The organism is Streptomyces sp. FXJ1.172 (assembly GCF_001636945.3).
GTDB lineage: Bacteria > Actinomycetota > Actinomycetes > Streptomycetales > Streptomycetaceae > Streptomyces.
Genome location: NZ_CP119133.2, coordinates 9,146,931 through 9,161,551, shown reverse-complemented (window position 1 = coordinate 9,161,551; position 14,621 = coordinate 9,146,931). Strand labels below are relative to the sequence as shown.

The 14,621-nt window shown below is 68.9% G+C and carries 12 protein-coding genes and 1 pseudogene; 6 read left to right on the top strand and 7 right to left on the bottom strand.

The window, feature by feature from the left end; genetic code table 11:
* Positions 1–236: 236 nt before the first annotated feature.
* Positions 237–1,454: a glycosyltransferase 87 family protein gene (locus A6P39_RS41345; protein ID WP_234378885.1), complete on the top strand. Its 1,218-nt coding sequence runs from the start codon at positions 237–239 to the stop codon at positions 1,452–1,454.
* A 927-nt stretch (positions 1,455–2,381) separates the two neighbouring features.
* Here the strand turns inward: A6P39_RS41345 and A6P39_RS41340 are convergent.
* Positions 2,382–2,609, bottom strand: a complete 228-nt coding sequence (locus tag A6P39_RS41340; RefSeq protein ID WP_234378886.1) for a hypothetical protein — start codon at positions 2,607–2,609, stop codon at positions 2,382–2,384.
* A gap of 93 nt (positions 2,610–2,702) precedes the next feature.
* On the opposite strand from A6P39_RS41340, the gene A6P39_RS41335 reads away from it, so the two are divergent.
* The gene (locus A6P39_RS41335; RefSeq protein WP_079133376.1) at positions 2,703–2,927 is read left to right on the top strand and encodes a helicase associated domain-containing protein; all 225 of its coding nucleotides are present in this window, start codon (positions 2,703–2,705) and stop codon (positions 2,925–2,927) included.
* Between the two features lie 196 nt (positions 2,928–3,123).
* Here A6P39_RS41335 and A6P39_RS41330 read toward each other — a convergent pair whose 3' ends face one another.
* The 6 genes from A6P39_RS41330 to A6P39_RS41305 all read right to left on the bottom strand — a co-directional run bounded on the left by A6P39_RS41330 (position 3,124) and on the right by A6P39_RS41305 (position 8,796).
* Positions 3,124–3,606, bottom strand: a complete 483-nt coding sequence (locus A6P39_RS41330; protein ID WP_159396040.1) for a hypothetical protein — start codon at positions 3,604–3,606, stop codon at positions 3,124–3,126.
* A 477-nt stretch (positions 3,607–4,083) separates the two neighbouring features.
* A complete protein-coding gene (locus A6P39_RS41325) occupies positions 4,084–4,452 on the bottom strand; it encodes a hypothetical protein (RefSeq protein ID WP_067045617.1) in 369 nt (122 codons plus the stop codon).
* A gap of 593 nt (positions 4,453–5,045) precedes the next feature.
* Complete coding sequence (locus A6P39_RS41320) at positions 5,046–5,555, bottom strand: GNAT family N-acetyltransferase (protein WP_067045619.1); 510 nt, start codon at positions 5,553–5,555, stop codon at positions 5,046–5,048.
* A 25-nt stretch (positions 5,556–5,580) separates the two neighbouring features.
* Positions 5,581–5,787: a hypothetical protein gene (locus A6P39_RS41315; protein ID WP_234378887.1), complete on the bottom strand. Its 207-nt coding sequence runs from the start codon at positions 5,785–5,787 to the stop codon at positions 5,581–5,583.
* A gap of 257 nt (positions 5,788–6,044) precedes the next feature.
* Positions 6,045–7,196: an LPXTG cell wall anchor domain-containing protein gene (locus tag A6P39_RS41310; protein WP_107304341.1), complete on the bottom strand. Its 1,152-nt coding sequence runs from the start codon at positions 7,194–7,196 to the stop codon at positions 6,045–6,047.
* An 853-nt stretch (positions 7,197–8,049) separates the two neighbouring features.
* The gene (locus A6P39_RS41305; protein ID WP_067045623.1) at positions 8,050–8,796 is read right to left on the bottom strand and encodes a polysaccharide deacetylase family protein; all 747 of its coding nucleotides are present in this window, start codon (positions 8,794–8,796) and stop codon (positions 8,050–8,052) included.
* Between the two features lie 1,368 nt (positions 8,797–10,164).
* Between A6P39_RS41305 and A6P39_RS41300 the strand changes: the two genes are divergently transcribed.
* The 4 genes and pseudogenes from A6P39_RS41300 to A6P39_RS41285 all read left to right on the top strand — a co-directional run bounded on the left by A6P39_RS41300 (position 10,165) and on the right by A6P39_RS41285 (position 14,567).
* A complete protein-coding gene (locus A6P39_RS41300; protein ID WP_067045627.1) occupies positions 10,165–11,889 on the top strand; it encodes a hydrogenase maturation protein in 1,725 nt (574 codons plus the stop codon).
* A gap of 432 nt (positions 11,890–12,321) precedes the next feature.
* Positions 12,322–13,053, top strand: coding sequence for a dienelactone hydrolase family protein (locus tag A6P39_RS41295; RefSeq protein WP_067045629.1), 732 nt, complete (start codon positions 12,322–12,324; stop codon positions 13,051–13,053).
* Between the two features lie 76 nt (positions 13,054–13,129).
* A pseudogene (locus A6P39_RS41290) lies at positions 13,130–13,482 on the top strand (helix-turn-helix domain-containing protein); the annotation flags it as partial.
* Between the two features lie 128 nt (positions 13,483–13,610).
* Positions 13,611–14,567 (top strand): S66 peptidase family protein, encoded by a 957-nt coding sequence (locus A6P39_RS41285; RefSeq protein ID WP_067045631.1) that lies wholly within the window; start codon positions 13,611–13,613, stop codon positions 14,565–14,567.
* The last annotated feature ends 54 nt before the right edge of the window (positions 14,568–14,621 follow it).

Here is a 14,621-nt window from a genome sequence, read left to right as displayed (position 1 = left end):
ACAGGTCACGTACGGGGCCGTGTACCCGGCGCACGCGCTGCCACGCCTACGCCTTTCTGTAGAACGCCGGGACATGCCGCTGATGGCGCAATGGGGCGGTGCGGGTTGTTCATCCGGTCACGCTGACACGCGTTGATCACGGTCGTCGGGTCGTCGTGTCAGGAGACCTCTGGGTGCACAGATCGCGTGAGTGGCGGTTCGAACGGATCCATCGCGGGCGGCGGAGCGCCGCAACCGTGGGGCGCAGGACCGCGGCTTGGGTGATGGGCCACGCCGGGTGGTGCCTGGTCGTCTCGATCGCCCTGCACATCCTGGCCATCAGCGTCTCTCCTCCCGCACCCCTCGATCTGCGCGTCTATCGCGACGCCTCCCCACTCGTCCTGTCCGGCGGTCTGTACGACTACCGCCTGCACACGGCCCCGCCCATTCCGTTGCTTGAGTTCACCTATCCGCCGTTCGCGGCACTTACGTTCCTGCCGTTGGCACAACTTCGGTGGAAAGCGTTGGTCTGGCTGTGGCAGGCGGCCTCCGTGGCCGCCTTGTTCACCATCAGCGCCAGCACCACGCGTCTGCTGTCCGCCAGTACTCCACGCCACACCCTGTCCCGGGCCATACTCTGGACCGCCGCCGGTCTGTGGCTCGAGCCTGTCCGCCACACGCTCGACCAGGGCCAGGTCAACCTGCTGTTGGGCGCCGTGGTGCTAGGAGCCCTAGCCGTGCTCCGTACGGCCGCGGGCCGGGGAACGGCCGTCGGGCTGGCGGCCGCGGTCAAACTCACGCCGGGCGTCGGCGGACTGTATTTCCTCGCGACCCGGCAATGGCGCGCGGCAGCATGGATACTTGCCGCCGCCGGCGCGGCCACGGCGATGGCCTGGCAGGTCGCCCCGCGCGAGTCTGTGCGGTACTGGACCACGCTGATGGCCGACACGCAACGGATCGGCCCCGTGCGCTCCGTACGCAACCAGTCCCTGCGCGGAGCGCTCAGCAGGCTGCTCAGCCATGACGCCGTCCATTCCCCGGTGTGGTGGCCCGTCCTCGCGCTCGTCACCGTGCTTGCGGCCGGCGCCCTGTTCCGTGCCCTGGGGCGCCACGATCTCCTTGGCATCCTGATCGCCGCTGAGCTGTACGGACTGCTGGTATGCCCTATTTCATGGAGCCATCACTGGATCTGGTGCCTGCCCACTATGATCTGGCTCGCCCACGGACGGCGTCAGCTGCTCAGCGGTGTCTCGCTCGCGGCGTGGATCCTCACGACGTCCACGCGTCTTGTACCCCTGCTGATCCGTTGGGAGGACAACCTGCCCCGCAGCGGGCCGTACCCGGTACTGCTGGCCTGGCCCGGCACGGCCTACGCCGTGTGCGCCCTGCTGAGTCTTCTCGCCGTCGCCACCAACCCCGCGCACGGTCGTGGCCGCGAGAGCGGCCGCATCACGAGGCACCCGCAGGCCGCGTAGGGTGCTGCGCCCCGCGCCTCGGGGGCGGGGTTTTCGGTCTCGTGCTCGACCGACCAGCCGCCGTCGCTCTGTTTGACGAGCCGGACGGCCTCGAGGGTCGGGCTGTGGTCGTTCGCACCGTGCTTCTTCCACACCTGCACACCGACGCCGGCCGGGTGCGCGCAGTTCGCGGGAACGTCAGCTGAGCGCGATGGTTGCGGCAAATCCGGCAGCCTTGCGTGCCATGCCCAGGTGAGTCCTCCCCCGAATCCACCGGCTGCCACGACTGCGGGCGGGAGTCGGGCGGTGTTTGCGCGCAAACTTTCTTGATCACTTGTGGTACAGAGGGAAATGCCCAGTGGAAACGGGGCGTTGGGCGCCCTGCGGACCACCGCAACAGCATCGGCGGCCAGTCCTCTAGCCGATTTCACTGCAAAGCGACGACTGGCGAGCACTTCGGCGGGACGGCCCGTCCAGGAGCAGGTCGCGGCGTAGCCCCTCGACATCGTAGGCGGGCAGGCCCGGTCCGATACCGCTCACCGCGACGTCGACACGGTGAGCGCGCAGTTGGCGAAGCTGCGCGGGCGAAGAGGCCTCGCCGAAGTCCACGATCAGGGCAGCTCGAGGGTGTTCGGCCGTGAGTGGGCCCGGCCTGCACGTGGCAGTGCGGCGTGACGACGGCAGGGCCTTCGGCCGCTTCCACACTGGCGGCGACACCGACCGAGCACAACGACATCGGCCGGTTGCGGGGCGGTCACCGCCTGCTCGGGCGGTCGACGCTGCAAGCCCATCCGATGACTGGCTGGACAACGTCACTTGTTCAACCGCCTGGTCGGCCAGATCTATTACTGCCTGCAGCACGGCGAACGCTACGACGAAACACTGGCCTTCCCGCCGCCGTCGGAAGGACTTGAGGCAGCCGTGGCATAGCCGAGAAGACCAGAGCTCTCACTCCGGGATGGTCAGACCGAACTCACGCAGCCGGGGCAGACAGACGTCGAGACAAGCCTCCACAGAGATGGCGTCCGTGCGCACCAGCAGGTCCTCGTGGAACGGGGCCCCGCTCGCGACGAATGTCCACGGCTTCGTCCCGTCGCGCATGCGCTCGGCATCAGCCTTGAACAGAACCGTGACCCCCTGCTCGGCCAACGACTCCATGACCCGCACCACGTCCACCAAGGCCCCCTTGCGCCCGTAATCGAACAGCCAGCAAAGCTACAGGAGGTTCTCAGACGTCCCCTTGACGGCTTGGCGCCGTGAGGCGTCCACCTGGATCTGCAACAGCCGCTCGACTACGCGGCCGCCAAGCAGTACTACGAGCGCGAAGGGCCACTACGCGCGCCGAGGAAGCACGTCGAACGGATCGTCGGCGAGGACCAGGACGAACGGCAACCCCGGCTCGGCGCATGGATCAGCAACCAACGCAGCAGGGCTGGGACGCTGACGCCGGAGCGCGTAGAACAGCTGTCCGCCATCGGAATGCGCTGGACGTAACCGCGTACGGACGAGCAGCGGGGGGGGGAGCCCTGCCACATCGATCCGTCCCGCAGGAAGAGGACGAACAGCCCCCTATGCGCCGCACGCAGTCCGACAGGTACGCGCTGAACCACGCCGCCGCCAAGCGTGGTCGCCGGAGACCCCAGCAGGTCACGGGTCCGTCAGCAGCTGACGGACCATCGCAACACCGAGGTCAGCTCTCAGGTGGTTGGGTCACGACGATCCGCCAAACCACCGAATTGTCAGCTGAGAACTTCCACACGAGTTCGTGGATATTGGCGTGCGGGATCTTGGCGCCAAATGCGCCGGTCCCGTCACCGCACTCAGATCCGGCAAGGGTATGTCCGGCGGCGATGATGTTGAACCTGGAGGGGCCAGCACATGTCCACCTCACCGTGATGGATGAGGCCTTCCCCGCTGACGCGGGAAGCGTGAAACCGCGCGCACCGTGACCCGATCCCGTGTACAGCGTCTTCGACCCGACAGGAAGCGGAGACTGGAGCGGATTGGGAAGGCGGTCCGGTTTCGTCGGGGTCTGCACCGCAGAGGGTATCCCGCCGGTCCCCGTCGTCGCTTTCGCCGGAGGTGTCGTCGCGTGGGTGGCGGTCGCGCCACCGGAACAGGCGGACACAAGCACCAGGGCCGACAGGCCTATGGCCAGCAGGGAAGGCTTCATCAGATCGTCCTCAACTCACGAGTGGGCGATGTAGGGCGAGAGCGCCGGAAGCTTGGCGATCCCATGGTTGGAGACGATCCACTTGCAGCCGCCGTTCGTGGAACCCCGTGATGCTGTGGCCTCCCCCAAGCTGAAGGTCAACCACAGGTCGTGCTGGGGCCCGCCCGATCGTCTCTCATGGACTTGGACACCAGCGCCGAGCACCTTGTCCTGTCGGCTCGCCAGCATTCCGTCGAGGTGCTCCGGGCGAAGTGACGGCGGCCATGCCAAGCGGCTCTGATCAACATTTCGGGATGACCGAGCGTGACCGTGCTTCAGATCGATCACGGGGCAGGTGTTACGTGATCAGATACTCGACCTGCTGTTGCCGCATCTGGCGTCCGTGGCTGTGGCGGACCCCCGGCTCGTCGGTACGACACTGACGGTCACCGCCGCGACGATTGCGGTGACCGCCCCTTGCCCGGGCTGCGCGGCGAATCACGCCGTGTCCACGACCGTTACCGGCGAAGGCTCGCTGATGTCGCCGTCGGCGGGCGTCCGCTGACGAATTACCTGACGGGCCGCCGGTTCCGGTGCGAGGTGCCGTCGTGTCCACGCCGGACCTTCGCCGAGCAGATCGAGGGACTTACCGTCCGGTACGGGCGCCGCAGCCAGCTCCAGCAGGCGATGTTGGCGGTGATCGGCCGGTTCCTGGCCGGGCGTGCCGGGGCCCGGCTCGCGGCCATGCTGCACTGCCAGGTCAGTCCGAATACCCTGCTCAGCCGCGTCCGAGCCCTGCCGGCCGAGCCACCGGAGCAGAGCCCAAGGGTGCTGGGGGTCGACGACTTCGCTCTCAAGCGCGGTCACATCTACGGGACGTTCTCACGTTCGTCAAGCGCCTGCGCGACGTGGATCCGCATCACGGCATCGATCCGGATGCCGTGGAGTTCCTTGAGCAGGAGGATCTCGACGAACTGGCGGCGCTCGGTGAGATCGGTCCGGTCACCCCGAGCTTCGAGCCGTTCTGATCTGCCTCGCGGTCTGTCGCGCTGGCCGTGCGACGGAAAGTTTCATTGGTTTGTCGTGGTCTGCTGTGAGCCATCGGGCTCTCCCGGAGCGCGTTCGGTGGTGGGTGACGTCCGTAGGCTCGTCCGCAGTCTCGGCCTCGCCGGCCCAGCCTTCGCGTTCGGCTTCGATCGCCGCAGCGAGGCTGATCTTGAGCCCTCGCCGCGGGCGACCTTGCGGCGTTCGAAGTGGCCGAGGAACTCCTCCCACTCCTGCTCGGTGGGGCTTCGGTATTCCTCGCTGGGCCGCAGGTCCCGGCGGCGGGCGATGAACGCGCGGTGCCCGTTGATGGCTTCCTCTGGGTAGACGGCTAACGGTGGAGTCGGGTATTGGAACTCTCTGAATGCCCCGCCGCCGGGACTCCGTTTGGGTCCCCGGCATGCTGCGGACCTGTATCAGGTCAGGTCGGTGCGAGGGTCGATGGCCCAGTGGTTGGTGTGCAGGACTCGACCGGCGAAGGACACGTCTTGCTTGCCCAGGAATCGGAAGCCCAGGGTGCGACAGATGCCGTTGGACGGAGCGTTGGTTGTTGCGGGGAATGCGTGTACCAGCCCCCACCGGCCGTCGTCGCGGGCCAGCTCAAGCAGCGTGCGGACGCCCTGCTTCCCGAGTCCCCGTCCCTGGTACTCCGGCAGCACCATCCAGCCGATTTCGCAGATGCGCTCGCCGTCTGCGTCATGGGCCCACAAGGTCACGGTTCCCGCGACCACGTCCCGCTCGGCCTCATCGGGCACGATCATCTTTGTCCGGTCGGTGTCCGCTGCCACCCGTTGAACATCACGTTGGACCTTCGCCTCCATGCCCTCGCGAGGCAGCGGCCCGCCCAGCTCGGCCATCATGACCGGGTCGCATCGCATCCGGACGTAGGCGTCGACGTCGCCGTCCTCAACATCACGTAGCAGCATCTGTGTTGCTCCCTTGCCTTTGGATTCAGACGTCATGGTGGCGGCGGCTGACCTCGGCCGCATAGGCGCCCCCGTCCCCGGCGGCGGCTCGCTGCCATGTGACGGCGACGGTGATGTCGATGCCGAGGGTGCGGGCGAGGACTGCGGCGGGCAGCTCGGTGGCGGGCTGGAACAGCGCGGTCGAGCGGGCTTGCGCGAGCCGGATGCCGAGTTTGCGGAGTCGTTCGCCCATGGCCCAGGCACTGATCGGACGGCCGGGCCGGCCGCCGGGGAAGAGCCAGGGTGACTCTGTCCGGCCGAGGACGGCATGGCTGCGGCGAACCGCGTGCGTCGGCGAGGATGGCCCGCTCGTACTGCAACGGGACACGGGGTATCTCCCACTCCCCCGGCTCCAGGTCCGAAGGCCGGGGCGCGGCCGACGTGCCCGGTCGGCCAGGGGCTGCCGGTCACGGTCCGGTGCGGCGGTCGGCGGACGTCGGGTGGTGGCCGCTACGCCGTGGTGTGACGGCGCCTGCGGACGACGTACACACCGAGCGCGGTGAGGACCAGTAGGCCACCGGACGCGCCGAGCCAGCCGGTGCCGTGGCCTGTGGTGTCGCTGCGCTCGGCGACCGGACGGCCAGTGACGATCAGCTGGCCGGTCCTCTTCACCCGGCCGTGGTGCGCGACCACGGTGACCGGGTACGTGCCGGACGTGAGACCGGTGCGAACGGTGGCCATGGCGTAGTAGCGCGGGTCGTCGCCGTCCGCGGCCTTGGTGGCGTCGCGCCTGAGGCTGACCGGTTGGGTGAACGCCGGGGAGGTGGCGGAGAGCCGGTTCTCCTCGCCGGGGTCCGGGTACGTGTCCTTCCACAGCACGTAGACCCTTCCTCCGGCGCGAACCCGGTAGCCGTGCTCGCGGGCGGTGTCGAGGTCGAACGTCGGGGAGAAGAGCGGACCGCGGGCCTTGCCCAGGTAGTCGCTGTCACCCGGCCGTGCCGCCCGTACCGTGAGGGACTTCTCGGCGACCCGGCGGCCATCCGGTCCGTACAGGTCGAAGGCGTACGTACCGTCCTTCACGTCCGGGCGGAGGTACGGCTGGCCGGTGAACAGGCGGGGGGTGTAGTGGTCGTACTGGTTGTCGTGGACGAGCCGGACCGGATCGGCCAGTGCGGTGGAACGCACGGTGAAGCCGGTACCGGTCTCTCCCGGGTACAGGTCGTCGAACTCCGTGTCGATCTGCTCCCCCGGCCGGGCGGCTGTGCCGTAGAGAGCCTGCACCTCGAACGACGGACGCTGGGACGGCAGGACCCGGATCTTGTTCCGGGCCACGGCACGGTCACCGATCTTCGCGACGAGCGGATACACACCCGGCCTGTCGGACATGGCCAGCGTGGCCACCGCGTCGAAGCGACCCTCGTCGTCGGACCACTTCAAGGCGACCGGGCCGGAGAACGCCGACGAGGCGGCGGTCACGGCCTTCGATCCCCGCGGCACCCCCTCCAGGGACAGGTCCACGAGTTGCCCGGGGCGGGCCCAGTCGCTGCCGAACATCTCCACGTCGAGCTTCGGACCGGAGGCGGCGAACGCGGTCCCCGTCGAGACACCGCCACTCAGCAGGATCCCCGACACCAGCGCGGCCACCCGCCTGGACCACCCCATCGCGCTCCCCCACTCGTCATGACGGCTCCCGCTCCCCGCCGGCGGCCCGTCGAACATGTAGACGGGTGAAACGGGACAGTTGGTTGTCCGCCGGGCACAGCAGGCGCACAGTCCGTGGCCCGCCGCCTTGGTGAGGCGGCGGGCCACGACGGATACCGCGAACCGGGCGGTCAGTCACCAGGTTGACCGCGCGGGCCGAGGTGGCGCCGATCTCCTCGGCGATCACGGCCGGCACCAACTGTGGAATGCAGTCGCCCACGATCATTGCGCCCAGCCCGGCCGCCTCGCCGCCGCCACGAGCGCGTACGAGTGATGGATGGGTTGCTGGGCTACGAGCGGGTAAGTGCGTGCGTCACAAGGCCCCGGCCGAGGAAGGCCCCGGCTGAGGAAGGCTTCAGACACACGCTCGTCTTCCACCAGGTCGTGAAAGAGGGCCGAAGCGTTCGCCGTCGGTCTCCTCGCCGTCCCGGCTGCACGCCACCGACCCCGGACTGTGTCCGAAGACCATCCGGGCCGGCCGGCTGCGCGGCGACCACCGAGCCGACCACCGCCGACGGGTTCTCCGGGAGTTCGCCGACGGCACCGCCAGCGACGCCACCGTGCTCGAAAAGAGCTTCCCCGAGTCGGCGAAGGTACTCGGTGAGGGCGTCGACCCCCGGGAACATGACTCCGTCGTCTCACAGCGGGGTCACCGGCTTGATCTTTAACGGTCGGCGCCGAACGGTGCCTCGAACTTGATCACTCGGTCCGGCAACCGCCGTGCGTCACAGCGGACTTCGCCTGAACATGCGCTCCGGCCCGGACGGCCTGAACAACGGCGGACCGTCAGCGGCGGTCCGTCAGTGCCGCCCCGTCAGCTCGCAGGGAAAGTGAATTTGTAGCCCTGCCGGCTCAGCCATGGAAGCAACTGGCGCAGGGCGGCGACGGTTTGGCTGCGGTCGCCGCCGCCGTCGTGCATGAGGATGATGCCGCCGGAACGCAGTTCCTGTTTCGCGGTGGCGAGGATCGAGGCGGTACCGGGGCGCGCCCAGTCCCGGGTGTCGACAGTCCAGCCGAGCGGGCGCAGACCGGCGTGCACGGCTATCGTGCGGTTTTCGGGGCTGAAGTCGCCGCCGGGGGCGCGAAACCATGTGACCTGGGTGTTTGGCCCCCCAGCCTTCGTGATCATGTTCTTGGCTGCGGTGATCTCGTAGACCTGCTTCGCGTGCGGGAGGGTGCGCATCGGCTGGGGGTGGTGCACCGTGTGGTCACAGAGCCGGTGGCCGCCGGCGATGATGCGCTTGACCAGGGCAGGGTTTGCGGCGGCCTGTGTACCGATCTGGCAGAAGGTCGCCTTGACGTGGTACTGCGCAAGCAGGTCCAGGATCTGACCGGTGGCCGGGCCCGGGCCGTCGTCGAAGGTGAGTGCCACGGTACGGCCGCCGGTCGCGGAGCGGTAGACGATCGAGGAACTCGGGGCGTGAGCCCGGGCGGCCTGCGCGCCGGTGCCAGATGCGGCGCTTGCGCTCGTAGCGATGCCGGCCAGGGCGAGCGAGAGGACAACCGTGCAGCCGACGGCCGCGCGGCGCCACAGGGGACGGTCAGAGTTCGGGTTCGGCATGCCGTTTCTACTCCTGGGCATCGTCGGCCATTTTGGGATGGCGATGTCGGGTCCCCACGACGATGACCGAACGGCCGACCGATATAAAGCAATCACGAACATTTGCGCGCTTTATCACAAATCACGCTCATTTGTGAGCTAACTCATAAATTCTTCGGGTCGGCGATGGCCGGCCGGGGACCACGCAGGCGGCCGGGACGGCCACGCAGCGATCACCCGCGCCGTCCGACCGTCGTCCGGACGTGGACCCCGGAGGCACCCGGAGCGGGTCCGGGCAAAGGTCCGGCCCGCCGCTACGGGGGAAAGCGGCGGGCCGGACAGCCCCACAATGACACGCCTAACCCCTCACCAGCAGCCGAAACCCCCGATCACCGCACCTTGGCCGGCTCGCGGCCACTCCCCTCCCGGCCCCGGGGCCGTCCCCCTGCCCGCCTTCCAGGGAGCCTGCGGACACCATGCAGCCGACGGCGCGGCCGTCGGAGTGCGGCAGCGCGCCGAAGCAGGTTCTCCGTCCCCGCCAGCACGAGGCCGTCCACGGTGTTGCCGGGCCACCTGCGCCTCGCTCGGACCCGGCGCCCCGCAACGCGCACCCGTCCGTCCGTCCCGGCTGGGACCTCATCGTCGTGGACGAGGCGCACCGCACGCCGGGATCGCTGCCGGCCGGCCCGGATCCGGCAGGCCTTCGAGCTGCTCGCGATCGGCAGGCCTTCGAGCTGCTCACGGGCCACGGTGATCGCGCGGGGCCATGACCGGTGTCCGGCAAGGCGGCGGATGCGGCGCCGCCCGGTGGCGATGGCGCTGCGGAGCAGGGCCGCAGCCGCACGCGGCAGGGTTCCCGGAACCGGGCGATGCCGGTGAGGGCGAGCAGGGGGCATCCGGGCCAGCAGGCCGAGGACACTGTGGACGATCTCCAGCCGGATCTGGTGTACGCCGGGTGGTGCAGGGCCGGGCTGCACGGCCAGCGGCGCGGCGGCGCGGACGGGGCCCCCGGCACGGGCCCGCCGGCGGTGCCGCGTCTCCAGCAGGACGCTCAGCGCCGGTCCTCGCCCATTCGATCAGGCCTCGGACGGGCCGCCTCGCGAAGGCGCGAAGCCGGCCCCCCGTCGGCGGACGGCCAGGGCGTGGAAGAAGGCGCGCCGGGCGGCTGCGCCGACGTCAGCGCGTGCGTACCGCTTCAGTGACCGTACGCAGGAGCCGCGGGAGCGGGCCCGCCGACCCGGCCCCCGCATCTGCGGCTCGTACGAGGCGTTCAGCGCCCGCCCGAGGCCCCGCGCAGATCCGGCCGGCGGCAGCGGCCCCGCCCCCGGGCGGGGGAAACGCCGTAGTGGTTCTTCACGGCACACCCGAGAAGCGCGAACATGCTGCACCATGGAAATCCTGCTCGTTGTGAGCACGTTCAACAGCCTCTCCCAGCGGGTGTACGCGGAACTCTCGGACCGGGGCCACCGGATGGACGTCGTCCTCGCCACGCGCGGCGACGACCCGGTCCGGGCCGCCGTGCGCGAACGGCGCCCGGAGCTGATCATCGCTCCAATGCTGAGGACGGCTCTGCCCGAGGACGTGTGGCGCAAGCACACCTGCCTCGTCGTGCATCCCGGACCGCCCGGCGACCGCGGTCCCTCCCCGCTCGACTGGGCGATCGCCGAGCGGGCCCCGCGGTGGGGTGTCACGGTGCTCCAGGCCGAGGCGGCCATGGACGCCGGGGACATCTGGGCGGCGGAGCCGTTCACCATGGCGCCCGTCGGCAAGAGCGACCTGTACCGAAACGAGGTCTGCGACGCCGCCGTGTCCGCCGTCCTGCTGGCCGTGCACCGCTACGCCGCCGGCGGGTACAAACCCCGCCCTCAGACCCACGACTCCGGCCCCCCTCTGCAGATCGTCCGGCGCAGCTTCTTCCGGCAGGAGCAACGCCGCATCAACTGGTCGAACGACAGCACCGAGACCGTGCTGCGCAAGCTACGCGGCGCCGACTCACAGCCGGGCGTCCTGGACGAACTCCTGGGCCACGAGGTGTTCCTGCACGGCGGTCACCCCGAGGACCGGCTGCGCGGCCACCCCGGCGACCTGCTCGCGACCCGGGCGGGCGCGGTCTGCCGCGCCACCCGCGACGGCGCCGTGTGGATCCCGGAACTGCGCCCGCGCAAGAACTCCGGCGACCCGGCACCCTTCCGGCGACCCGCCGCCTGCGTCCTGGCCTCCTTCGCCGGACCGCACAAGCTCAATCTCGCGGAAGACGCCGTCCCGTACGAACTGCCCGCGCACCGCCGCACCTGGACCGACATCCGATACCGGGAGCGCGGCGAGGCCGGCTTCCTCAGCTTCTCCTTCCCGGGCGGTGCGATGAGCACGGACCAGTGCCGCAGACTCCTCACCGCATACGAACACGCACGAGCCCGCCCCACCTCCGTGCTGGTGCTCGGCTGCGACCGTGACTTCTTCTCCAACGGCATCCACCTGAACGTCATCGAGGCGGCCACCGACCCCGCTGAGGAGTCCTGGCGAAACCTCAACGCCATGGACGACCTCGTCGAGGCGGTGCTGCGCACCACCGACCGGCTGGTGATCGCTGCGCTCGCCGGTAACGCCGCCGCCGGAGGCGCCATGCTCGCTCTCGCCGCCGACCAGGTGTGGTGCCGTACAGGCGCCGTGCTCAATCCGCACTACCGGCGGATGGGCATGTACGGCTCCGAATTCTGGACGTACACGCTCCCGCGCCGCGCCGGAGCCGACACAGCCCGTCGGCTCACACAGCAGGCCCTGCCCCTGAGCGCCGCCTCGGCCGAACGACTCAAACTAGTGGACCGCCTCCTGCCCACCACACCCGGCGAGTTCGCAACCCAGGTCGAGCATCTGGCCACCGCTCTCGCCGCCGCACCCGACCTACACCACCGCATCGCCACCAAGGCCGCGGCACGCCGCACGGACGAAGAGATCCGGCCGCTGGCGACCTACCGGAGCGAGGAACTCGCCCGCATGCACGCCGCCTTCTTCGACCCCGAGGCCCCCTACCACGCCCTGCGCTCGGCCTTCGTACGCAAGGAGCCCCCCGCTTGCGTCCGCCCCCTGGCGCCGGCAGCAAGAGCCCTCCCTTGAGGTCCCGGAACAACCGGCTGCCCGTCGCCGGCGACGCCAACACCGCACCCGGCAGCGCGGACCATACAGGTTCAGCAAAGACGGCCTGGCACATGAGAGCCCCCAGTCCAGGGCCAGGACGTCCGCGTCAACGTCGTGGGCACCTGGAGACTGGGGCATGAGGTTCCAGAGGAAGTAGCGCCAGGTGGGAAGCAAGGACAACCGCAGCAGGCGGTGACCGGTGCTTGCATGCTAGTGCCGACATCAGACAACGTTCGCCCTGTCCGCATCCCCGCCCGGGCCAGGGCAGAGTCCTTCGTGATACGTTTCTGCCGCCGTGCACTGCTGCGAACTGAGGAGGTGAGACCGATCAACGCTTTGACAGGTCGGGCCTCCCTCCCTCGCATCGCCTAGGGAGCGCCCGCAGAGGCATCCCGAAAGGCATGAAACGCTATGCGCTTCATATCTGAGACGTCGTCCGACGGCGTCCGCGAACAGCTCTTCACCCTCGGCGACATTCCTGGCGTGTTGTGGACGCCAGAAGGTGCCGTCGCCACTCGTCCACTCGTCTTGATGGGACACGGTGGCGGTCAGCACAAGAAGGCCCCAGACGTCCTGGCTCGTGCACACAGCTTCGTGACCGAATGCGGTTTCGCGGTCGTGGCGGTCGACGTTCCCGCCCACGGCGACCGGCCGAAGGTTGAGGAGTACGACCGGATCGCGACTGAGAACCAAGCTCGCGTGGAAGCCGGTGAAGAGTTGGCCCCGCTGATCGCCGGCTTCCAGGCGCTCGTGGCCCGCCAGACCGTGCCGGAATGGCGGGCGGTCCTGGACGCGGTTCAGCAACTCGAGCACGTTGGCACCGGCCCGGTGGGTTACTGGGGGGTTTCGCTGGGATGCGGACTCGGTGTTCCGTTCGTCGCTGCCGAACCGCGGGTCCGCGCGGCGGTACTGGGCTTGGGCGGGGTGCTGGCGTCGGCAGAGGCCGCCGCGCGGATCACCGTCCCAGTGGAGTTCTTGGTGCAGTGGGACGATGAGCGGGTGCCGAGGGTTCAGAGCTTGGCGCTGTTCGACGCCTTGGCCTCGGCCGAGAAAACGTTGCACGCCAACCCCGGCAAGCACGGAGAGATCCCGGCATTCGAGCTGGAGAACACGCTGAGGTTCTTCGCCCGACACCTCGGCTGATACCGCCGCCTGCAGTCCGCGACGCGCCGATCGGGGACCCGGATCCCGATCGGCGCATTCACTGAAACTGGTCGGCGTGGCCGACAGAGTTCAGGTTCGACACATCGACGATGACGAGGGACAGCGCCTGCTGCGGATCATCCGCAGAGGCACCGGGTCAGTGGTGACATGGCGGCGGGCCCAGATTGTCCTGCTGTCCGCGCAGGGCATGCCGGTGGCGAAGATCGCCGAGGTGTCGTTCACGAGTGCGGACCGGGTGAGGGATGTGATCCACAACTTCAACACGGACGGCTTCGACTCGTTGTACCCGAAGTACAAGGGCGGCCGAAGACCTTCACGCTGCCCGAGCGGCGCGAGATCAAGAAGATCGCGAAGTCGAAGCCGACCGAGCACGAACTGCCGTTCTCCACCTGGAGCCTGACCAAGCTCGGCCGTGGGACTGGTGAGTTCGCATGTTCAGGTATCGCGTATTCGCTGACAGCAGCCTGGCTGCATTGACGGTGAGTGATCGATTAGACGGCTCACCATCGGCTCGGCGGGTGTAGGAAGATCCCGGTATGGACACCTGCGACAGTCATCAGACCGTGCAGTCGCCGCGGTTGCGGCCCGGGGATCGAGTGCGGATCGTCTCTCCAGCCAGTCCACCCAGCAGTGAGGGAGTCGCCCGTGGCGTCGAGCTACTGACGTCATGGGGGCTGCGGGTCGAGTTGGGCAAGCACGTCTTCGACCAATGGGGGTATATGGCTGGCCGAGATGAGGATCGCGTCTTCGACCTGAACTCTGCGTTCGGTGACCCTGGAGTCCGCGCAGTGATTGCCACGCGGGGCGGCAAAGGCGCATACCGCATCGTCGACGACCTGGATATCGATGCCCTGCGGCGCGACCCAAAACCCTTGGTCGGCTTCAGCGACATCACCCACCTCCACCTTGCCCTATGGGCGCGATGCGGTCTGGCCTCGCTGCATGGCCCGTTCGCCAACTGGAGCGACGAATGGTCCGAGCCGGCGTCAGCCGAAGCCCTTCGCCGCGCGCTGGTGACCACCGACCCTGTGATCATCCACCGGGACACCAGCCAAGCCAGCGCGGCGGTCACCGTCGAGGGCACCGCAACCGGTGTCTTGGTCGGCGGCAACCTTGACGCGATCCGCACCGAAGCCGGAGCCGGTCTGCCGAGCCTTAAGGGGGCGATCCTCTTTCTCGAACACCAAAGAGGCACAGGGCTGGGAGAGGTCGACCGCGCACTGACCCAGCTGACCCGCACTGGGGCCCTGGAGGGACTGCGCGGTGTCGCACTTGGGCAATTCCTCGGCTTCGACCAGGATGCCGATGATCAAACCCTGGGGGGATGGGGCATCGCCGACGTACTGCGCGACCGGCTGACGCGCCTGGGTGTTCCCGTTCTCGGCGGACTCCCTGCCGGACACGGCCTGCATCCTCCGACCATCCCACTCGGCACTCAGGCCACGATCGACACAGCCGAAGGAACCTTGACGGTTCAGCCAGCCGTCGCCTGACCGTCGACCGCCTTACCCAGCGTGGAAGGCCCACGCGGCGGTGATTGATCGGCC

What these genes read in the sequence shown, in the direction of transcription:
- A6P39_RS41330 (WP_159396040.1), bottom strand. Translation starts at nt 3,606, where the DNA reads ATGAAGCCTTCCCTGCTGGCCATAGGCCTGTCGGCCCTGGTGCTTGTG.
- A6P39_RS41320 (WP_067045619.1), bottom strand. Translation starts at nt 5,555, where the DNA reads ATGCTGCTACGTGATGTTGAGGACGGCGACGTCGACGCCTACGTCCGG.
- A6P39_RS41315 (WP_234378887.1), bottom strand. Translation starts at nt 5,787, where the DNA reads ATGGGCGAACGACTCCGCAAACTCGGCATCCGGCTCGCGCAAGCCCGC.
- A6P39_RS41310 (WP_107304341.1), bottom strand. Translation starts at nt 7,196, where the DNA reads ATGGGGTGGTCCAGGCGGGTGGCCGCGCTGGTGTCGGGGATCCTGCTG.
- A6P39_RS41305 (WP_067045623.1), bottom strand. Translation starts at nt 8,796, where the DNA reads ATGCCGAACCCGAACTCTGACCGTCCCCTGTGGCGCCGCGCGGCCGTC.
- A6P39_RS41300 (WP_067045627.1), top strand. Translation starts at nt 10,165, where the DNA reads ATGGAAATCCTGCTCGTTGTGAGCACGTTCAACAGCCTCTCCCAGCGG.
- A6P39_RS41295 (WP_067045629.1), top strand. Translation starts at nt 12,322, where the DNA reads ATGCGCTTCATATCTGAGACGTCGTCCGACGGCGTCCGCGAACAGCTC.
- A6P39_RS41285 (WP_067045631.1), top strand. Translation starts at nt 13,611, where the DNA reads ATGGACACCTGCGACAGTCATCAGACCGTGCAGTCGCCGCGGTTGCGG.